Origin of the sequence: Reyranella sp. (assembly GCF_965229815.1) — a bacterium.
Lineage (GTDB): Bacteria > Pseudomonadota > Alphaproteobacteria > Reyranellales > Reyranellaceae > Reyranella.
This window is the reverse complement of sequence record NZ_CBDDJN010000006.1, coordinates 104079-123625: the sequence shown is the minus strand read 5'-3', so window position 1 is coordinate 123625 and position 19547 is coordinate 104079. Positions and strand designations below refer to the sequence as shown.

Below are 19547 nucleotides of genomic sequence, written 5' to 3'. Positions count from 1 at the left end.
GGTTCAGGCGAACTCGATGATCTTCTGGTCGACCCGCAGGCTGTCGCCCGCCTTGGCATGCAGGGTCTTGACCGTGCCGTCGCGCGTGGCGCGCAGCACGTTCTCCATCTTCATCGCCTCGACCACGGCCAGGGCTTCGCCCGCCTTGATCTCCTGGCCCTCGTGGACCGCCACCGAGGCCAGCAGGCCCGGCATCGGCGACAGCAGGAACTTCGAGGTGTCGGGCGCCGCCTTCACCGGCATCAGGGCATAGAGCTCGGCCTGGCGCGGGGTCAGCACCAGCGCCTCGGCCTGCCCGCCCTCGTTGATCAGGCGCCAGCCCGAGGCCACGGCGTCGATCTGCACGACCACGGCGTGGCCGTCGATGGTGGCGCGCAACAGCGGCTCGCCGGGGGTCCAGTCCGTCTCGACGGCGAGCGTGCGCCCGCCCGTCTCGACGCTGAAGCCGCCGGGATTGCCGGCCGTCACCGTCACGTCCGTCGGCTCGCGGTTCAGCATGACCACGCGCCGGTCCTGCGTCGTCCCCAGCCGCGCCGCCTTGATGCGGTCGGCGACGGCCGCCACGGCCGCCAGCAGGGCGGGGTCGCGCGGCGGCAGATGGGCCGCGGTGAAGCCGCCCTTGAACTCCTCGGCGATGAAGTTGGTCGTGAGCCGGCCCTCGCGGAAGCGGGGATGGGCCATCAGCGCCGCCAGGAACGGCACGTTGTGTGAGACGCCGCGGACATAGAACTCGTCCAGCGCCCGGCGCATGCGGTCGATCGCCTCCAGCCGGGTCTTCCCGTAGCTGCAGAGCTTGGCGATCATCGGGTCGTAGAACATCGAGATCTCGCCGCCCTCGTAGACGCCGGTGTCGACGCGGACGTCCGGGCCGGGCGCGGGCTCGCGATACTTCACCAGCCGCCCGGTCGAGGGCAGGAAGTTGCGGAACGGGTCCTCCGCGTAGAGGCGCGCCTCGACCGCCCAGCCGTTCATCTTCACGTCCTTCTGCTCGAGCGGCAGCCGCTCGCCGGCGGCGACGCGGATCATCAGCTCGACCAGGTCGAGGCCGGTGATCAGCTCGGTCACCGGATGCTCGACCTGCAGGCGGGTGTTCATCTCGAGGAAGTAGAACTTGCGGTTCTTGTCGACGATGAACTCGACGGTGCCGGCGCTCCTGTACTTGACCGCCTTGGCCAGGGCGACGGCCTGCTCGCCCATCGCCTTGCGCGTCTTCGCGTCGAGGAACGGGCTCGGCGCCTCCTCGATCACCTTCTGGTGGCGGCGCTGGATCGAGCACTCGCGCTCCCAGAGGTAGAGGCAGTTGCCCTTGCCGTCGGCGATGAGCTGGATCTCGATGTGCCGCGGCTCCTCGACGTACTTCTCGATGAACACGCGGTCGTCGGCGAAGGACGACTTGGCCTCGTTGGTCGCCGAGGTGAAGCCCTCGCGCGCCTCGGCGTCGTTCCAGGCGATGCGCATGCCCTTGCCGCCGCCGCCGGCCGAGGCCTTGATCATCACGGGGTAGCCGACCTGGTTGGCGATCTTCACCGCCTCGTCGGCATTCTTGAGCGCATGCAGCCAGCCCGGCACGGTCGAGACGCCGGCCTTCTGGGCGAGCTTCTTGCTCTCGATCTTGTCGCCCATGGCGTGGATGGCGCGGGCCTCGGGGCCGATGAAGACGATGCCGGCCTTGGCCAGCGCCTGCTGGAACTCCTGCTTCTCGGAGAGGAAGCCGTAGCCGGGATGGACCGCCTGGGCGCCGGTCTTGCGGCAGGCCTCGACGATCTTGTCGACCAGCAGGTACGACTGGGTCGAGGGCGGCGGCCCGATCAGCACCGCCTCGTCGGCCTCGCGCACGTGCAGCGCGTCGGCATCCGCCTCCGAATAGACCGCGACCGTCTTGATGCCGAGCCGCTTGCAGGTGCGGATGACGCGGCAGGCGATCTCGCCCCGGTTGGCGATCAGGATCTTGTCGAACAGCGGGCGGCCGTCGGCCGGCTGGCCCGGCGCGGCCTTGGGCATCGCAGCCTTGGGTGCCGGCGCCTTCTTCGCCACGGCCTTCTTCTTCGCGGCCTTCTTCTTGGCGGCCATCGTCACGGTTCCTTTCTCTCTCGATCGAAAAGGCCCTTGGCCCACGCCGTATGGGCGGCGATCAGCGGCAGCCAGGCCACCAGCACCCACAGCCACCACGGATAGCGGCTGCTGAAGATGGCGTTCACGGCGATCAGCACCAGGAGCGTGAGCAGCGCCGCGATGAGGTGCTGGCGCACGATGCGGGCGCGCCTCATCCGCTCCTCCGGTGGCAGATGCACCGCCATTCCGTCACAGGGGCAGGTTGCCGTGCTTGCGCCACGGATTGTCGAGCTTCTTGTTCTCGAGCGTGGCGAGCGCCCGGCAGATCCGGCGGCGCGTGCCGTGCGGCATGATCACGTCGTCGATGAAGCCGCGGTTGGCCGCCACGAACGGATTGGCGAACTTCTCGCGGTATTCCTCGGTGCGCTTGGCGATCTTGGCGGCGTCGCCGATGTCGGACCGGAAGATGATCTCGACGGCGCCCTTGGCGCCCATGACGGCGATCTCGGCGCCCGGCCAGGCATAGTTCAGGTCGCCGCGCAGGTGCTTGGACGCCATGACGTCGTAGGCGCCGCCATAGGCCTTGCGGGTGATCACCGTGACCTTGGGCACCGTCGCCTCGGCATAGGCGTAGAGCAGCTTGGCGCCATGCTTGATGATGCCGCCATATTCCTGCGCCGTGCCCGGCAGGAAGCCCGGCACGTCGACGAAGGTCACGATCGGGAAGTTGAAGGCGTCGCAGAAGCGCACGAAGCGCGCCGCCTTGCGCGAGCTGTCGATGTCCAGGCACCCGGCCAGCACCATCGGCTGGTTGGCGACGAAGCCCACCGGGCGGCCGGCCATGCGGCCGAAGCCGACCACGATGTTGCCCGCCCATTCCGGCGACAGCTCGAAGAAGTCGCCCTCGTCCACGACCTTCAGGATCAGCTCCTTGATGTCGTAGGGCTTGTTGGGATTGTCGGGCACCAGCGTGTCGAGCGAGAGGTCGTCGCGGTCGGCCGGATCGACCGTCGGGCGCACCGGCGGCTTCTCGCGATTGTTCGACGGCAGGAAGTCGACGAAGCGGCGGAGCTGCAGCAGCGCCTCGACGTCGTTCTCGAAGGCGAGGTCGGCGATGCCCGACTTCTGGGTGTGGGTGAGCGCCCCGCCCAGCTCCTCCTGGGTGACCGTCTCGTGGGTCACGGTCTTCACGACGTCGGGACCGGTGACGAACATGTAGGAACTGTCCTTCACCATGAAGATGAAGTCGGTCATCGCCGGCGAATAGACCGCGCCGCCGGCGCACGGGCCCATGACCATCGAGATCTGCGGGATGACGCCGGAGGCCAGCACGTTGCGCTGGAAGACGTCGGCATAGCCGGCCAGCGAATCGACGCCTTCCTGGATGCGCGCGCCGCCCGAATCGTTCAGCCCAAGAACCGGCGCCCCGACCTTCATGGCCATGTCCATGACCTTGCAGATCTTGGCCGCGTGCATGCCCGACAGCGCGCCGCCGAACACCGTAAAATCCTGGCTGAAGACATAGACCAGACGGCCGTTGATCGTGCCGTGGCCTGTCACCACGCCGTCGCCCGGGATCTTCTGGTTCTCCATGCCGAAGTCGATCGAGCGATGCTCGACGAACATGTCGTATTCCTCGAACGAGCCGGGATCGAGCAGCGCATCGATGCGCTCGCGGGCCGTCAGCTTGCCCTTGGCGTGCTGCGCCTCGACGCGGCGCTGCCCTCCGCCCTGGCGTGCCGCGGCACGACGGCGCTCGAGCTCTTCCAACATCTGCTGCATCTATGGTTCTCCGGCCCCTTGCCTTCCGTTTTCGGCCATTAGGACGCCTGCGTCCAGATGTGACCTCTACCGCAGGAAGCGCTTCTCGTCGTCCTTGACCTTGCGCATGCCCTGCAGGTCGAACACCTCGTCGACCGAGGCGATGCTCGATTCCACACCGTGGATGCCGCCCTCCGCGCGGATACGGGCGAAGGTCTCGCGCATGGCGCGCACCGAGGCGCGGATCGCATGGTTGCCCCAGATCAGCAGGCCGATCTTCCCGAGCTCGCGCACGCGGGCGACGGTCATCTGCGGATAGGCCGTCGGCACCAGCGCGATCGGCGCCTTGCCGTCCCAGGCCGCGACGAACGCCTCGATCTCGTCGGGCGTCTTCTGCTTGGAATGGACCAGGATGAGGTCCGCGCCGGCCTGCTCGTAGGCGCGCGCGCGGCGCAGCGCCTCGTCCTGGCCGAGGCCCGCGATCAGCGCCTCGGTGCGCGCGACGATCACCAGGTCCCGGTCCCGGCGCGCCGCACAGGCGGCCTCGATCTTGCCCTGGAATTCCTCGACGCGGACCATGTCCTGGCGGCCGCCGGCGATCAGGCTGGTGACCTTGGGGAAGCTCTTGTCCTCCATGACGATGGCCGCCACGCCGGCCCGCTCGTACTGGTCGACGGCATGGAGCACGTTGATGGCATTGCCGAAGCCGGTGTCGATGTCGGCCACCACCGGCAGGCCCGAGCGCTCGGCCATGGCCCGCGTCATGTCGAGATGCTGGGTCATCGACACGATGCTGACGTCGGGCACGCCGTACATCGCCGACAGTTCGAAGCCCGACGCCCAGATCGCGTCGAAGCCAGCCTCGGCCGCCAGCATCGCCGACAGCGGGCTATGCGCCGCCATCGCCTCGACGAGGCCCTTGCTGGCCAGGATCTCCCGGAATTTCGTTCCCGCGCCCATCACTCCCCCCTCAGCCTGTCTGTCCCGAGCAGCGCCAGGAAGCGCGCCGCCGCGTCGATGTCGCGGCGGATGCCCTCGTGCCGCTGCGCGGCGATCGGATCCTCGCCCCAGCGCTCGATCTGGTAGAGCTCGTCGAGCTGGGCAGCGGCGAATGCCTCGGCGGCCGACAGGCGTCCCTCGGCGACCGCCAGCGCCACGACTAGCGAGCCGGTGATGTGCGTGAGATTGTAGAGCGCCGACAGGGCGAGATCGCCGTGGGCCGCGACGGCCTCGCGCAGGCGCGCCACCGCGGCGGCCGGCTGCTCGGCGAAGGTCATGCCCTCGATCACCGCCAGCGGCGCGCCGTAGCGCTCGGCGGCCCAGTCGAGCAGCGGCTGCCAGGTCGCCCGCTGGCGCTCGACCAGCGTCGGCGGCTCGGGCGCGCGATAGCACAGCATGTCGGAGGCGGCGTACTTGGCCGTGTCCTCGAGCACGCGCTCCCGCTGGCCGGTCACGCGGTCCAGTCCGGTGGTGGCGAGGCGCGTCAGCCGCAGGTGCGACACGTTGATCTCGGCGTCCGCCGGGACCGCGCGCCATTCCGCGGCGATCGCCTCGGCCAGCGCGGGCGTGGGCACGACCAGCACGGCCTTGGCGGGCGTGCGCATCGGCCGGCCGTCGAGCAGCACGCGATGGCCGCCCTCTCCGGCCTCGGTCGCCGTCTCCTTGTAGAACCGCTTCATCGAGGCGAGGGCTTACACGCCCGGCCGGGCCGCCGACAAGGGCGCGGGTCAGCGCTGCTGGCTGCGCTGCGGCGCCGGCGTCCGCGACGGCCGGCCGCCGCGACGGTGGTCGGCCGGCGGCACCGGGAGCTGTGCCCGCAGACCCGGCCGCAGCCCGTCGACGCGCGGGGCGACGATGGCGCAGGGATTGGCGTTGGGCTGACGGCCGGCCTGGTTGACCTGCGCCACCAGGCTGGGGACCGTGCCCGCGCCGATGATGAGGCGCGCGAGATTGGGCTCGAGCGCAGCCGCCGTGTCGCGGCCGCTGCCGCCCTTCAGCCGCAGCGGCACGGCGAGGCCTGCGTTCTGGTGATCGCGCGCTTCGGGCGCCAGGATGAACTCCCAGCCCTCGCTGCGCATGTGCACGTAGCCGCCGCCCACGAGCGTGGCGCGCGGCGTGTCGACGACGAGGCGGCGGAGCGAAGCCGTGCCGCCGCTCACGTCGAAGCGGCCGGCGATGCAGTTGAAGGGCACCGAGCCGCTGCCGCCGAGCAGGCGCTGGGTCTCGGGAGGCCAGCTCGACAGGCGGTCGCGCGGCCACTGGCCCTTGGTCACGACCAGTTCGATCGAGCCGCTGGCATTGTTGAGCGCGTCGCGGGTGTTGCGGCCGCCGCCGCGCAGGCGCAGGTCGATGTCGCCCACGGCGTCGCGCAGCCCGAGGTCGAAGCCGATCAGGCGCGTCAGGTCGCCCAGCGACACGCGGTTGGCCGAGGCCGTCAGCGTCGCCTGGCCGATGCGGCCCGTCGGATCGTAGACGAGGTCGATGCCCGCGGTGCCGCCGCCCACCGTGCCGGCGGCGCGGAAGGCGAATCGTCGCGCGCTGGCGTTCAGCGACACGGACGCGTTCTGGACCGGGCTGCTGAGCCCGACGACCTCGGTGAGGCGGACGCTGACCGACATCGTGGAGCGGCCGAGCCAGGTGGCCGAGAACGGCAGCACCGGGACGAGCCGGGCAGGCCCCGGCGGCGTATCGGGGGCGGGCGCCGACGGCGGCGCCTTGAGCCCGTCCAAGTCGAGCCGCGCGACGTCGGCATTGACCGAGACCGTGGGCGTGCCGCGGCGGTCGACCCGGAACAGCGCATCGCCCGTCGCCTCGCTCGAGCCGACCTTCAGGGTGGTGACCTCGACCTTGAACGCGTTGCGCTGCGTGGCCGCGCGGGCATTCAGCGTGTAGGGCCCGCCCGATGGTACCGGGAGGCGGATGTAGGGACCGAACACGGCCACATCCGGACCTTCGGCCGAAATCTGCAGGCCCGTGCCCTTGGTGGTGATGCCGCCCTTGACCGCGATCTTGCCGCCGCCGAATCCCCCCTGCAGGTCGATGTTCCCGGGGATGCCGCGCATCCAGCCGTCGAACGAGCCGGCGGTGCCGGACAGGTCGAGCGCCGCCGCCCCGGGAGCGGCGAAGCGGCCCTCGATCTGCAGGGCCTGGTTCGACGCCGCCGCCTTGAGCCGGGCCGACGGAATCTCGATGACGACCGGCGGCCGGTCGCCGCCCTCGGCGACCGTGAGGACGGAATCGCGCAGCTCCATGTCGCCGATCCAGGGGAAGACCGGCGCGGCGCGCAGGCGCAGCGAGCGGTGCTGCGAGGGATGCGGTCCCGACCCGTCCGGCGGCGGCAGCATCTCGAGGTTGGTGTCGCCGACCTCGTCGCGTTCGACCAGTATGTCGGCGCCCTCCAGCACGACCCGACCGATCTTGATCTCGCCCAGCAACAGCGAGACCGGATCGAGGAACAGCGTGACCTTGCGCACGCGCGCGAGCTCCGGCCGCGATCCCCAGGGGGCATTCGACAGCGTCACGCCTTCGGCGACCATGGCGGGCTCGGTGCCGAGCTTGACCGAGAGCGGCACCCGGGCGACGAGCTCGCGGCCCGTCACCTTCTGGATCTGCCCGGCCAGACGCGCCTGGTACTGCGAGAGGTCGCGCGAGCCGAGCCACCACACGCCGATCACCGCCGCGATCGGGATCGCCAGGATGAGGAGCCAGGTCAGCCGCTTCCAGAGAACGCGCATGCGGTCCGATTCTCGCTCAAACGCCGTCGATCGAGAAGCCGAATGCCGCCAGCGTGCGGCGGAAGTGCGGCGGCGGCTCGGCCTCGACGACCAGCTCGCCGCGGCCCGAAGGATGCGGCAGGGCGAGCCGGCGGGCATGGAGGTGGAGGCGACGGGCATCGGCGACGGCGGCCAGCAGCGCCTCCTCGCCCCCGTACTTGCCGTCGCCCAGGATGGGGCAGCCGATGGCGGCGCAATGGACGCGAAGCTGATGGGTGCGGCCGGTGCGCGGCCACAGCGCCAGCAGGCTGGCGCGCTTGCCGGCGTGATCCAGCACCCTGAAATGAGTCAGGGCCTTCTGGCCCTCCTCGTGGTCGACCTGCACGAGCTCGCGGTCGCGGCCGAGCCCGCCCGGTCCGGGGCGCTTGGCGAGCGGCAGGTCGATCGCGCCCTCGGCCCGCGGCGGCGCGCCCACAACGACGGCCCAGTACAGCTTCTCGGTCTCGCGGTCGCGAAAGGCCTCGCCCAGCCGGCGAGCGGCCTGTCCGGTCCGCGCGAGCAGCAGCAGGCCGGACGTGTCCTTGTCGAGGCGGTGCACCAGCCGGGGCCGCTCGGCGGCATCGAAGCGCAGCGCGTCCAGCATGCCGTCGACATGCCGCTCGGTGCCGGTGCCGCCCTGCACCGCTAGCCCGGGCGGCTTGTTGAGCACGATCACCTCGTCGTCCCTGTGGATGACCAGCGCGCGAATTTCGGCGGCGTCCCGGTCCGACACGGTCGGGATCTCGCGCGGCCGCGGCGGCGGGGCGACGCTGACCCCCGGCGGCAGGCGGATCGTCTGCCCCGGCTCGACGCGGTCGCGACCCTCGGCGCGGCGGCCGTCGATCCGCACCTGCCCGGTTCGCAGCAGCTTCTGCAGCGCGCCGTGCCCAAGATCGGGGAAATGGCGCTGGAACCATCGGTCCAGGCGCAGCCCCGCCTCGTCCTTCGAGACGGCGCGCGTGCGGACGCGAGCATGGACCTGGGGGCCGGCGGTCATGGCGCGCAACCTAGGCGACAAGGTACACAGGGTCCATGGAGTCGCTGTCGTTCGACACCCTGACCTTCGACCATCCGGCCGCCAGCCGGCCGGCACGGGTGGCCGCGACCCTCCACCTGCCGCCCGGCGACGCATCGTCCCCGCCCTGCCCGGCGCCCTGCATGGTGATCCTGACCAGCAGCGCCGGCGTGCAGCGCCACCGCGAGCACTACTACGCCCAGGCGCTGAACGACGCGGGCGTGGCCGCCCTGATCGTCGACAGCTTCACGAGCCGCGGCGTGCGCCGCACCGTCGCCGACCAGAGCCTGGTCTCCGCCGCCCAGATGGAGGGCGACGCCTTCGCCGCGCTCGCCCTGCTGCGCGACGACCCGCGCATCGATCCGGCGCGCATCGGGATCATGGGCGTGTCCAAGGGCGGCGGCGCGGCGCTCAACGCGGCGATCACCGTGCGTCGGCGTTGGCGCGGCGACTTTGGCGCGCTTTTCGACCTGCACGTCGCCATCTGCCCCGGCGCCACCGCCCAGCATCGCGATGCCGCCACCTTCGGGAGGCCGATGTTCTTCATGCTGGCGGCGCGCGACGACTACACGCCGGCGCCGCTCGCTGTGGAGTATGCCCATCGCATGCGGCTGGCCGGCAACGACCGGATCCGGGTCAAGGTCTACGGCAGCGCCCACCATGGCTGGGAATCGGTCGGGCCGGTGTTCGACATCAAGGATGCCGAGAACTGGTCGTGCTGCCGCAACTACATCGAGGACGACGGCCGGCATTTCGTGGTCGCGGCGGGACGGGCGATGAGCGAGCCGGAGTACCAGGCCTGGGCGCGGCGCCATTGCGTCACCCGTGGCGCCCGCGGCGGCGGCGGCACGCCCGAGCTCAAGCGACGGGCGACAGGCGATCTGATCGAGTTCCTGCGCGCCCACGATTTCGCGCCCCAATGGACGATTCCGGCGATTCCTGCTAGGATTCCTGCGTGATTCGCTTCCGTTTGCTCGCCGCGTTGCTGGCCTTCCTGGCCCCTCTTACGGGGCCGTTTCCATCCTTCGCCAACGAGACGCTGTGGGTCGGCTCGACAGCGGGCGAGGCCCGTGCCGCCGCCCTGCTGCAGGCGATCCGCTCCGCCCCCGATCACGGGCTCGATCCTTCCTGGTACGGGCTCGCCGCCCTCGAGAAGGCGGCCGCGCCGGGCGCCGACCCGGCCCTGGCCGAGACGCTGCTCACGGCGGCCTTCGTGGCCTATGCCGGCGACATCTCGACCGGCCGCGTGCGGGCCAACCGGGTCGACCGCGAGATCGACATCAAGCAGCGCAAGGTCGAGCGCGCCGACCTGCTGAAGGCCGCCGCGGAGGCGACGGACTTCGCCGCCTACCTCGCCGGCCTGCCGCCCAAGGGCGACTATCCGGCCCTGCAGAAGGCGCTCGCCACGTGGCGCGCCAAGCGCGACGGCGCGGCCTACACGCCCGTGCCCGACGGCGCGGCGCTGAAGCCCGGCGCGACCGATCCGCGCGTCGAACTCCTGCGCAATCGGCTGGCCGAGCTCGACCTCGCGGTACCCGCTCCCGTCACGACGGCCGACAGCTACGACGAGCCGCTGGTCGCGGTCGTGAAGGCCTACCAGGAAGCCAAGGGCCTCACGGTCGACGGCATCATCGGCGCCAAGACCCTGCAGTCGCTCAACACCTCGATCGACGAGCGCATTGTCCAGATCATCGCCAACCTCGAGCGCCGCCGCTGGCTGCCCGAGGACCTGGGCACCCGCTACGTCCTGGTGAACGCCGGCGACTACTCGATGGTCTTTGTCGACGGCGGCGAGCCGGTCTTCCGCAGCCTGGTGATCGTGGGCACGCCCCGGAATCCGACACCCGAGATCCAGTCGACGATGCGAGGGTTCCAGACCAACCCCTACTGGACCGTGCCGCAGTCGATCTCGGGCGAGGAATACCTGCCGATGTTGCGCCGCGATCCCAATGCGCTGCAGGCCGCCGGCTTCAAGATCTTCGAGAGCTGGAGCGACGACACCGAGCTCGATCCCAACACGGTCGACTGGAATTCGGTGCATCCCAAGGCCTTCCCGTTCCGTATCCGCCAGGATCCCGGCGCCGGCAACGCGCTGGGCTACATCTTCTTCCCGTTCCCCAACCAGTACGGGATCTACATGCACGACACGGCGAGCCGCTGGCTGTTCACGGAAGGCAGCCGCAACTTCAGCCACGGCTGCATCCGCCTGCAGAACCCGCTCGACTTCGCCGAAAAGGCGTTCGGCGGCCGCGGCGGCTTCAGCAAGGAGCGCGTGCGCCAGGTGATCGATGCCGGCCAGCAGGCCCACTACACCTTTCCCGAGCCGATCACGCTCTACGTGACCTACCGGACGGTGAGCGCGGCGCCGGACGGCGTGCCGACCTTCCGCGACGACGTCTACGGCCGCGACCGCCGCGTCGTGCGGGCGATGGCCAAGCCCTAGCCGGCGCGCGGACCTCCAGGTCCGCTCATGACCATGATGCGGACCTGGAGGTCCGCGCTCCAATGATGCGCTACGGCGTGGCGCCCGCTATCGCCGCTTCTCGCGCAGCTTCTTCCAGTAGTCGAGGCGCTTCTGGATCTCGCGCTCAAAGCCGCGCTCGACGGGACGGTAGAACTCCTCGCGCGCCATGCCGTCGGGAAAGTAGTTCTGTCCCGAGAAGCCGTCCTCGGCATTGTGGTCGTAGGCATAGCCCTTGGCGTAGCCCAGCTCCTTCATGAGCTTGGTCGGCGCGTTCAGGATGTGCATCGGCGGCGTCAGCGAGCCGTGCTCCTTGGCCGCCCGCTTGGCCGCGCCGAAGGCGACGTAGCCCGCGTTCGATTTCGGCGCGGTGCCGAGATAGATCACGGCCTGGGCGATCGCCAGTTCGCCCTCGGGCGAGCCCAGCCGGTCGTAGGTGTCCCACGCCGCCAGCGTCTGGGTGAGCGCCTGGGGATCGGCCATGCCGACATCCTCGACGGCGAAGCGCACCAGCCGGCGGGCGATGTACTTGGGGTCCTCGCCGCCCTCCAGCATGCGGGCGAACCAGTAGAGCGCCGCATCGACGTCGGAACCGCGCAGCGACTTGTGCAGGGCGCTGATCAGGTTGTAGTGCGCTTCCTGCGCCTTGTCGTAGAGCGGCGCGCGCTTCTGCAGCAGCGTCGCCAGCCGGGCCGGCGGCACCGGCCCCTTGTCCTTGAGCTGGGAGAGCTGCTCGGCGAGCGTGATCAGATAGCGCCCGTCGCCGTCGGCCATGGCGAACAGGGCCTGGCGGCCCTCCTCGTCGATCGGTAGCGGGCGGCCGAGCGCCGCCTCGACCCGCGACAGCAGCGTCGAGAGGGCGCGGTCGTCGAGCCGGCGCAGCACCAGCACCTGGCAGCGCGACAGCAGCGCGGCGTTCAGCTCGAACGAGGGGTTCTCCGTCGTCGCGCCGACCAGGGTCACCGTGCCGTCCTCGACATAGGGCAGGAAGCCGTCCTGCTGGGCGCGGTTGAAGCGGTGGATCTCGTCGACGAACAGCAGCGTGCCCTTGCCGTCCCGGCGGCGCTGGCGGGCCGCCTCGAAGATCCGGCGGAGGTCGGCCACGCCGGAGAAGACGGCCGACAGGGGCTCGAAATGCAGGTCGGTGTTCTCGGCCAGCAGGCGGGCGATCGTCGTCTTGCCGCAGCCCGGCGGCCCCCACAGGATCAGCGAAGCGAGCTTGCGGGCCGCCAGCATGCGGCCGAGCGGCCCTTCGGGACCGAGCAGATGGTCCTGTCCCAGGATGTCGCCCAGCGCGCCCGGCCGCAGGCGCTCGGCCAGCGGCGTCGGGGCGAGCGAGGCGAAGAGTTCGGCCGGCACGGCTCGGCCCGTCTCAGCGGAACTGGACGGTCGACACCATGCCCTCGCGGGCGATGCTGACGCTCGCCACGCTGGAGCCGACCCGCTTCCGGAGCTCGGCCACGTTCTTAACCTCCTGGCCGTTGACCGCCAGGATCATGTCGCCGGGGCGCACGAAGCGGCCAGCATAGGAGCCGGGCTTGACCTCGAGCACGACGACGCCGGGGCGCCATTCGACGAGCCCGAGCTCGTCGGCGACGGCCGGCGACATGTTGGCGACGCCGGCGCCGGACAGCGGCTGGCGGCCCTGCAGCACGGAGTAGTCGCGCGGCGGATCCTCGGGCGGTGCCGCGAGCTTGAGGTGCACCACCACCTCCTTGCCGCCGCGGATGACGTGCACGGGGACGGTGTTGCCGACCTGCAGCGTCGCCAGCCGGAATCGGAGGCTGGCCTCGTCGTCGATCGGCTGGTCGCGCAGGGCGATGATCACGTCGTTGCGCTTAAGGCCGGCATCCCGGCCGGGCCCTTCCGGATAGACTTCCTTGATAACCAAGCCGGCCGGGCGCGCGAGACCGAACCCCGCGGCGATGTCCGGCGTGACGCGCTGCATGCTGATGCCCAGCCAGGGCCGCACGATCCGGCCGCCCTTCTCGCCGATCGCCACCATGCGGGCGACGATGTTGGAGGGCGTCGCGAAGCCGATGCCGACCGATCCGCCGGTCTGGGAATAGATCGCGGTGTTGATGCCGATCAGCCGGCCGTCGAGGCTGACCAGCGCGCCACCCGAATTGCCGGGATTGATGGCCGCGTCGGTCTGGATGAAGAAGTTCGAATCGTTCACCCCGCCGGCCGACCGCGCCACCGCCGAGATGATGCCGCTGGTCACCGTCTGGTTCAGCCCGAACGGATTGCCGATCGCCAGCACGATGTCGCCGACCTCGGCCGAATCCGAATCGCGCAGCTCGAGGAACGGGAACTTCTCGCCGCTCGTGTCGAGGCGCAGCAGGGCGAGGTCGTAGCGCTCGTCCTGGGTGACCAGCTTGGCCTCGAACTCGCGGCGGTCGGCCAGCACCACGCGGATCTCGTCGGCGCCCTTCACGACGTGCGCATTGGTGACGATCAGCCCGTCCGCATTCACCACGACGCCCGAGCCGAGCGAGTTCTGCACCCGCTCGCCGGCCTGCGGCGGCAGCGGCATGCCGGGAAAGGGAAAGGGCAGCCGCCGCGGCGCCCGGGCCGTGGTCGTGGTGTAGATGTTCACGACGGCCGGCGAGACGCGCTTGACCAGCGGCGCATAGGAATAGGCCAGGTCGCTGCGGTCGGACGGCAGCGGCTGGGCGGTTACCGTCCCCGTTCCGGCCATCAGCGCGCCTGCCAGAAAAATCGTCGCCAGAATCGTCCGCCGACCCATCCTGCCTCCTGCCCGGTCCGGATCCTGTCCACTCATAGGTCAATTCGCGGGCCGAATCACGGCCCGGCCGGTCGCGCCCGCCCGATGCTCAGCCGCAGCGGGAATAGCCGCAATTCAGGCAGACGTCACAGCCTTCCTGGTGCGACAGAGCGGCCGCCCCGCAGTTCGGGCACTGCCCCAAGGGGCGCGCGCCCGCCCCGCCGCTCGAGCCGTCGCCCGCCGCCTCGCGGGCGCCCGCGGCGAGCCTCAGGGCGGCCTCGGCCGCGTCGCCCGCCACCGCCGGCTCGGCCGGCGCCAGGAAGCCGATCTCCACCAGATGGCGCTCGATCACGCCGCCGATCGCCGCCAGCAGCGAGGGCACGTAGCGCCCTTCCATCCAGTGCCCGCCGCGCGGGTCGAACACCGCCTTCAGCTCCTCGACGACGAACGACACGTCGCCGCCGCGGCGGAACACCGCCGAGATCATGCGCGTGAGCGCCACGGTCCAGGCGTAGTGCTCCATGTTCTTGGAGTTGATGAAGATCTCGAACGGCCGGCGACGGCCGTCCTGCACCACGTCGTTGATGGTGATGTAGATGGCGTGGTCGCTGCCCGGCCACTTGGTCTTGTAGGTCCGGCCCGGCAGTTCCTCCGGCCGGTCGAGCGGCTGGGCGATGTAGACCACGCCGCTGTCGCGGCCCGTCGTCGGCACGGGGAGGCTGCGCGGCTCGGCGGGACGCGCCTCGAGAACCGCGCCGGTGACGTCGTTGGGCCGGTAGGTCGTGCAGCCCTTGCAGCCCGACGCGTAGGCCTCCTCGTAGACGCCCTGGAAGGCCTCGAAGGAGATGTCGCGCGGCAGGTTGATGGTCTTGGAGATCGAGCTGTCGACATAGTCCTGGGCCGCCGCCTGCATGGCGAGATGGTCGGCGGGCGTCAGGGTCTGGGCGTCGACGAAGATGTCGGCCGGCGGCGGCTCGCTGCCCTTCAGCGAGCGCCAGACGTGCATCGCATGGTCCTCGACCTGCTCCTCGCGGCGCGTGCCGTCGGGCTGCAGGACGTGGCGCACGAAGCTGAAGGCGAAGACCGGCTCGATGCCGGACGAGACGTTGTCGGCCAGCAGCGAGATCGTGCCGGTCGGTGCGATCGAGTTCAGGAGCGCGTTGCGGATGCCGTAGCGGCCGATGGCGGAGCGAGCCTCCTCGGGCAGCGCCTTCACCGTCTCGCCGGCCAGGTAGCGGGCACGGTCGTAGAGCGGGAAGCTGCCCTTCTCGGCGGCGATGTCGGCCGAGGCGAGATACGACAGGCGCTGCACGGCGCCCAGCCAGTCGCGGGCGAGCGCCTCGGCCTCGGGCGACCCGTAGCGCACGCCGCAGAAGATCAGCGCGTCGGCGAGGCCGGTGACGCCGAGGCCGATGCGGCGCTTGGCCCTCGCCTCCTTCTCCTGCTGCGGCAGCGGAAAGCGCGACACGTCGATCACGTTGTCGAGCATGCGCACCGCCAGCGGTACCAGCCGCTCCAGCGCCTCGCCGTCGAGGCGGGCCTGCGGCGTGAACGGGTCCTTCACCAAGGCGGCCAGGTTGACCGAGCCCAGCAGGCAGGCGCCGTACGGCGGCAATGGCTGCTCGCCGCAATTGTGCACGTAGAAGCCATTGGCATCGAAGGCGTTCACGCCCGGAATCTGCACGTCGTAGACCTCGGCGACGCCATCTGCCTCGACGCTCTCGACCTCGGCCACGAACCGCTCACGATTGGGCAGCCGCCGGTAGCCCGTGAGCAGCGTCCGCAGCCGCAGGGCCTTTTCGGTATCGGCGAAGCCGACACGGTCGGCGAAGGCGCCGACGCTCTCGCCCGAGATCACGAGCTCGTGCTGAGCGGCGCAGTCGTAGAGCCCGTGGCCGCCCTTCCCGTCGGGCAGCGGGCGCCGCCCGGCCGTCCGACGGTCGCGGTAGACGGTCGAGGCGATGCCCAAGCGCAGCAGCATCCGCTGCACGGCTTCCAGCGCCGGCAGGTCGCTCTGGCTCAGCCGGACGCTGATACCCTTGGCCTGTGTCCCCTGTACCGAACCGTCGGAATCGAAGAGGCCGCGCAGCAGGCCACGATGAAAGTCCGACGAGGTCCGTTCCATCGAGGGCGTGACGGTCTTGCCGCCCGGCCGCGCGCCCAGCCCGTCGGCGAGACGGCGGACCGCACCAAGCGAGAGCTGCCATTCGTTGCGGCCCTTCACCTCCATCCAGCCGGCGAAATCGGCGCGATGAGGCAGGGTCCGTGCGGCGGCGAGCGCCGCCGCCATGACCCCGTCCACTCCGGCGGGTCCGGTGTCGCCGTTGCAGGCGGCCGCCGGTTTCCAGACACTGAGGACGGCCTTGTCCTCCTTGAGGGTGCCGTCGCCCAGCAACAGGCCCATCAGGTAACCCTCGGCCTCGCCATGGCGACCGGACCATGCCGGGGCACGGCGATGGTCGTGCAGGACGACCTGGTCGCCGGGCTTCAGCGTACCGGCCGCCGCCCAGCCCGTGTCGCGCGACCACCGCGTCAGGCGCGTCACCTTGAGCACCCGATGGTCGGCAGTCAGGCGCAGGCTGTGACCGGCCGTGGTGCACAGGCGCAGAACCGGCTTGATACCGGTGCTGAAGAAGCCCTCCGGCCCGCTGCCGAAATCCTCGCCGTCGACCCGGGCAACGAATGGCCGGCCGACCAGCTCGGCCACCTGTCGCGGCCCGTCCGCCGTCTGGACGATGGTCTCGGCGGTGACGCATGGGTTCGTCGCCTGGATGGATTCGCAGTAGTAGAGATTGTTCCGTCGGTTGACGCGGTCCATGAAGATGACGCCGGGCTCGGCGACGTCGTAGGTCGCGCGCATGATGCGCTCCCAGAGCGCGCGCGCCCGCACCGTGCGGAAGACTCGGCCGCCGAACACCAGGTCCCAGTCGCCATCGTCCTTCACCGCCTTCATGAAGGCGTCGCTGACCAGCACCGAGAGGTTGAACATGCGCAGCCGCTGCGGGTCGCGCTTGGCGTCGACGAAGGCCTCGATGTCGGGATGGTCGCAGCGCAGCGTCGCCATCATCGCGCCGCGGCGGCTGCCGGCGCTCATGATGGTGCGGCACATCGCGTCCCACACGTCCATGAACGAGAGCGGGCCCGATGCATCGGCGCCGACGCCCTTCACCGGCGCGCCCTGCGGCCGCAGCGTCGAGAAATCGTGACCGATCCCGCCGCCCTGCTGCATGGTCAGCGCGGCCTCGCGCAGGTTCTCGAAGATGCCCGACATGTCGTCGGGGATCGTACCCATCACGAAGCAGTTGAACAGCGTCACCGATCGGCCCGTGCCGGCCCCGGCGATCACGCGTCCGGCAGGCAGGAACTTGAAGCCCTGGAGCGCCTCGTGGAAGCGACCGGCCCACAGGTCGGGATCGCGCTCCGGCGCCGCCAGCGCCCGCGCTACGCGCCACCAGGTCGCCTCCATGTCGGCATCGGACGCCCCCGAGGCGTCGCGGAACCGATACTTCATGTCCCAGATACGCTGGGAGACGGGCGCCCAATCCATCTGCGAAACCTAGGCTTCGCAGGGGCCGATATCAACAGCTTGTTCCGCGTTCGTTCCAGGCCGGCCGCCGTTCCGCGTCCGCCACCAGGCGGCCCGTCGCCCCCTCGATGCGCTCGCGCAGGGTGGCCATGAAGGTCTCGCGGTCGAGCCCCGGCGGGATCGGCTCGAGGACCTCGACATCGATCACGCCCGGCCACTTGATGAACTTGCGGCGGCCCCAGAAGACGCCGGAATTGAGCGCCACCGGCACCACCGGCACCCCGAGCTGGCGATAGAGCGCCGCCGTGCCGGCCTGGTAGGGGGCGTCGGAGCCGACCGGCGTGCGCGTCCCCTCGGGATAGATCAGGATGGAGCGCCCCGCCGCCAGCGTCGCCCGTGCCTGGCGCAGCAGGCCGCGCAGCGCCGAGGCGCCGCTGCCGCGCTCGACGGCAATGTTGCCGGCCCGGGCCATCGCCCAGCCGACGACCGGGATGAAGACCAGCTCGCGCTTCAGCACCGTGGCGGCATTGGGGAAGAGGCGGTGGAAGGCGAGCGTCTCCCACGAAGACTGGTGCTTGCAGGCGAGGATGACCGGGCCAGCGGGCCGGTTCTCGAGCCCGCGCACGCGATGCGTGATGCGGCACGTGATCCGCAGCCACCACAGGCAGAAGTCGATCCACAGGTCGGCCCAGGCGACCACCGCGCGTCGCGGCATCAGGAGGATCGGCAGCCCGACGATCGCGATGACCGCCGTCCCGACATACCAGCCGACATTGAACAGGAACGAACGCAGCCGGAGGCCGAGCATGGCGGAGATCACGAGGCGGGGTGGTGTTGGTTGTAAGCCCACTATTAGTGGCCTAATGTCCGGCCGCAAGCACCCCCCTCGTCCATGCAAGTCATCTGCCCCAATTGCCGTGCGCGCTACGCCGTCGATCCGCTGGCGATCGGCCCGGCGGGCCGCACCGTCCAGTGCGCCCGCTGCAGCCATCAATGGCGCGAGCGTGCGACCGCCGAGGCCGTCGCCGCCGCACCGCCTCCCCCGCCGCGCGTCGAGCCTCCGCCCGTCGCCCCGCCCGGGGCGCCGCCATCGTCCTACAAGGCGGGCCTGCCGGCGCTGACCACGCCGCCACCGCGGCCGCGGTCGCATGCCTGGCTGGCCGGTATCCTGGGCGTCGCCTTTGTGGCCGTTCTCGCCGCCCTCGCCTTCGCCAGCGAGATCGCCGACCGCCTGCCGCCGCAGTGGCGGAGCGCGCTCGATCCCGACACCATGGCGAGCTTCTTTCGCCACTGACCCGCGAGCGATCCATGTCCGGCCGTCCCAACGTCACGATCCGCTTCTCCGCCGCCGAGATCGCCGCCCGCGTCGACGTCATGGCGGGCGAGCTCGCCGCCCGGCTGCCCGCCGACACGCTGGTCGTGTCGGTGCTCAAGGGCAGCTTCGTGTTCGCCGCCGACCTGATCCGCGCGCTCAGCCTGGCCGGCGCCGACTGGTCGATGGATTTCCTCACCCTGTCGAGCTACGGCACCGGCACGGTGACCAGCGGCCGCGTCCGCGTGGTACGCGACATCGTCGACGACGTGCGCCAGCGCGAGGTGCTGCTGGTCGACGACATCCTGGAATCGGGGCTGACGCTGAGCTTCGCCCGCAACCTGCTTCTCGAGCGCGGCGCGCGGCATGTCTCGGTCTGCACGCTGCTCGACAAGCCGGGCAAGCGGAAGACCCCGCTCGAGGCCGACTTCGTGGGCTTCACCTGCGGCGACGAGTTCCTGGTCGGCTACGGGCTCGACTGGGCCCACCGCTTCCGCGGCCTGCCGTACATCGGGGTCGTCGAGAAGACGGTCTAGCCCGCCCGCCGGGCGACTACAGCCCGGCGCAGGAGAGATCGCCCTCCTGGCAGTTCAGCAGCTTCTCCAGGTCCGCGGTGCGCTGGTCGATGAGACGCTTCTGGCACAGGGCGACCATCATGCCGTGGATCGAGCCGCCGACCGTGCCCGCCGTCTCGAAGGTGCATTCCTGGTCGCGGAAGCGCAGCCACGATTGCTGGGCGGCCTGCAGCCTCCCCCTGCCCGCCTCGGAGATCTTGGCGCGCAGCGCCCTGTAGGCGGTGTTCAGCCGCTGATCGGACGCTTCGAGCTCGGCACCGACCTGCGCGTTCATGTCCGCCTGGGTCTGAGACGCCAGCGGTCCTGCGCCGAGGGCCAGCAGAAGGAGCACCCCGGCGAGCGCCTTTACGGACCACATCGCGCCG

General features: G+C 70.6%; 16 protein-coding genes. 4 read left to right on the top strand and 12 right to left on the bottom strand.

Translation table 11 applies throughout. The annotated features are described in order from the left end of the window. Nucleotides 1–3: 3 nt before the first annotated feature. The 7 genes from ACO073_RS11950 to ACO073_RS11920 all read right to left on the bottom strand — a co-directional run bounded on the left by ACO073_RS11950 (nt 4) and on the right by ACO073_RS11920 (nt 8562). Entirely contained in the window at nt 4–1959 is a 1956-nt protein-coding gene (locus ACO073_RS11950) for an acetyl-CoA carboxylase biotin carboxylase subunit (protein WP_422002123.1), read from the bottom strand. Between the two features lie 113 nt (nt 1960–2072). Next, entirely contained in the window at nt 2073–2267 is a 195-nt protein-coding gene (locus ACO073_RS11945) for a hypothetical protein (RefSeq protein WP_421997627.1), read from the bottom strand. Between the two features lie 34 nt (nt 2268–2301). Further along, nucleotides 2302–3834: an acyl-CoA carboxylase subunit beta gene (locus ACO073_RS11940; RefSeq protein WP_421997626.1), complete on the bottom strand. Its 1533-nt coding sequence runs from the start codon at nt 3832–3834 to the stop codon at nt 2302–2304. A gap of 66 nt (nt 3835–3900) precedes the next feature. After that, a complete protein-coding gene (locus ACO073_RS11935; RefSeq protein ID WP_421997625.1) occupies nt 3901–4773 on the bottom strand; it encodes a phosphonopyruvate hydrolase in 873 nt (290 codons plus the stop codon). After that, nucleotides 4773–5492 carry an ATP12 family chaperone protein gene (locus ACO073_RS11930; protein ID WP_421997624.1) on the bottom strand — a complete coding sequence of 240 codons (720 nt, stop codon included), beginning with the start codon at nt 5490–5492 and terminating at the stop codon, nt 4773–4775. Before ACO073_RS11930 ends, ACO073_RS11935 begins: the two co-directional genes overlap by 1 nt. A 48-nt stretch (nt 5493–5540) precedes the next feature. Further along, nucleotides 5541–7547, bottom strand: a complete 2007-nt coding sequence (locus tag ACO073_RS11925; protein ID WP_421997623.1) for an AsmA family protein — start codon at nt 7545–7547, stop codon at nt 5541–5543. A gap of 16 nt (nt 7548–7563) precedes the next feature. Beyond that, nucleotides 7564–8562, bottom strand: a complete 999-nt coding sequence (locus ACO073_RS11920) for an RluA family pseudouridine synthase (protein ID WP_421997622.1) — start codon at nt 8560–8562, stop codon at nt 7564–7566. Nucleotides 8563–8597: 35 nt separating this feature from the next. On the opposite strand from ACO073_RS11920, the gene ACO073_RS11915 reads away from it, so the two are divergent. Together ACO073_RS11915 and ACO073_RS11910 are read left to right on the top strand one after the other, a co-directional pair. Beyond that, a complete protein-coding gene (locus ACO073_RS11915; protein WP_421997621.1) occupies nt 8598–9539 on the top strand; it encodes a dienelactone hydrolase family protein in 942 nt (313 codons plus the stop codon). Further along, nucleotides 9536–11023 (top strand): L,D-transpeptidase family protein, encoded by a 1488-nt coding sequence (locus ACO073_RS11910; protein WP_421997620.1) that lies wholly within the window; start codon nt 9536–9538, stop codon nt 11021–11023. The genes ACO073_RS11915 and ACO073_RS11910 overlap by 4 nt, the downstream gene beginning before the upstream one ends. An 87-nt stretch (nt 11024–11110) precedes the next feature. Here the strand turns inward: ACO073_RS11910 and ACO073_RS11905 are convergent, their stop codons facing one another. The 4 genes from ACO073_RS11905 to ACO073_RS11890 all read right to left on the bottom strand — a co-directional run bounded on the left by ACO073_RS11905 (nt 11111) and on the right by ACO073_RS11890 (nt 18103). Beyond that, on the bottom strand, nt 11111–12400 hold the full coding sequence (locus ACO073_RS11905; RefSeq protein ID WP_421997619.1) for a replication-associated recombination protein A: 1290 nt from the start codon (nt 12398–12400) through the stop codon (nt 11111–11113). Nucleotides 12401–12413: 13 nt separating this feature from the next. Next, a complete protein-coding gene (locus ACO073_RS11900; RefSeq protein ID WP_421997618.1) occupies nt 12414–13742 on the bottom strand; it encodes a Do family serine endopeptidase in 1329 nt (442 codons plus the stop codon). A gap of 136 nt (nt 13743–13878) precedes the next feature. Continuing rightward, nucleotides 13879–17316: an LAGLIDADG family homing endonuclease gene (locus ACO073_RS11895; protein WP_421997616.1), complete on the bottom strand. Its 3438-nt coding sequence runs from the start codon at nt 17314–17316 to the stop codon at nt 13879–13881. 31 nt (nt 17317–17347) lie between these two features. Continuing rightward, nucleotides 17348–18103, bottom strand: a complete 756-nt coding sequence (locus ACO073_RS11890; RefSeq protein WP_421997614.1) for a lysophospholipid acyltransferase family protein — start codon at nt 18101–18103, stop codon at nt 17348–17350. Nucleotides 18104–18187: 84 nt separating this feature from the next. Between ACO073_RS11890 and ACO073_RS11885 the strand changes: the two genes are divergently transcribed. Both ACO073_RS11885 and hpt read left to right on the top strand, forming a co-directional pair. Further along, nucleotides 18188–18589: a zinc-ribbon domain-containing protein gene (locus ACO073_RS11885; RefSeq protein WP_421997613.1), complete on the top strand. Its 402-nt coding sequence runs from the start codon at nt 18188–18190 to the stop codon at nt 18587–18589. 14 nt (nt 18590–18603) lie between these two features. Beyond that, entirely contained in the window at nt 18604–19143 is a 540-nt protein-coding gene (hpt, locus tag ACO073_RS11880; RefSeq protein WP_421997612.1) for a hypoxanthine phosphoribosyltransferase, read from the top strand. 16 nt (nt 19144–19159) lie between these two features. Here hpt and ACO073_RS11875 read toward each other — a convergent pair whose 3' ends face one another. Next, on the bottom strand, nt 19160–19540 hold the full coding sequence (locus tag ACO073_RS11875) for a lysozyme inhibitor LprI family protein (protein WP_421997611.1): 381 nt from the start codon (nt 19538–19540) through the stop codon (nt 19160–19162). Nucleotides 19541–19547: the final 7 nt, after the last annotated feature.

What these genes read in the sequence shown, in the direction of transcription:
- ACO073_RS11945 (WP_421997627.1), bottom strand. Translation starts at nt 2,267, where the DNA reads ATGAGGCGCGCCCGCATCGTGCGCCAGCACCTCATCGCGGCGCTGCTC.
- ACO073_RS11940 (WP_421997626.1), bottom strand. Translation starts at nt 3,834, where the DNA reads ATGCAGCAGATGTTGGAAGAGCTCGAGCGCCGTCGTGCCGCGGCACGC.
- ACO073_RS11935 (WP_421997625.1), bottom strand. Translation starts at nt 4,773, where the DNA reads ATGGGCGCGGGAACGAAATTCCGGGAGATCCTGGCCAGCAAGGGCCTC.
- ACO073_RS11930 (WP_421997624.1), bottom strand. Translation starts at nt 5,492, where the DNA reads ATGAAGCGGTTCTACAAGGAGACGGCGACCGAGGCCGGAGAGGGCGGC.
- ACO073_RS11925 (WP_421997623.1), bottom strand. Translation starts at nt 7,547, where the DNA reads ATGCGCGTTCTCTGGAAGCGGCTGACCTGGCTCCTCATCCTGGCGATC.
- ACO073_RS11920 (WP_421997622.1), bottom strand. Translation starts at nt 8,562, where the DNA reads ATGACCGCCGGCCCCCAGGTCCATGCTCGCGTCCGCACGCGCGCCGTC.
- ACO073_RS11915 (WP_421997621.1), top strand. Translation starts at nt 8,598, where the DNA reads ATGGAGTCGCTGTCGTTCGACACCCTGACCTTCGACCATCCGGCCGCC.
- ACO073_RS11900 (WP_421997618.1), bottom strand. Translation starts at nt 13,742, where the DNA reads ATGGCCGGAACGGGGACGGTAACCGCCCAGCCGCTGCCGTCCGACCGC.
- ACO073_RS11895 (WP_421997616.1), bottom strand. Translation starts at nt 17,316, where the DNA reads ATGGATTGGGCGCCCGTCTCCCAGCGTATCTGGGACATGAAGTATCGG.
- ACO073_RS11890 (WP_421997614.1), bottom strand. Translation starts at nt 18,103, where the DNA reads ATGCTCGGCCTCCGGCTGCGTTCGTTCCTGTTCAATGTCGGCTGGTAT.
- ACO073_RS11885 (WP_421997613.1), top strand. Translation starts at nt 18,188, where the DNA reads ATGCAAGTCATCTGCCCCAATTGCCGTGCGCGCTACGCCGTCGATCCG.
- hpt (WP_421997612.1), top strand. Translation starts at nt 18,604, where the DNA reads ATGTCCGGCCGTCCCAACGTCACGATCCGCTTCTCCGCCGCCGAGATC.
- ACO073_RS11875 (WP_421997611.1), bottom strand. Translation starts at nt 19,540, where the DNA reads ATGTGGTCCGTAAAGGCGCTCGCCGGGGTGCTCCTTCTGCTGGCCCTC.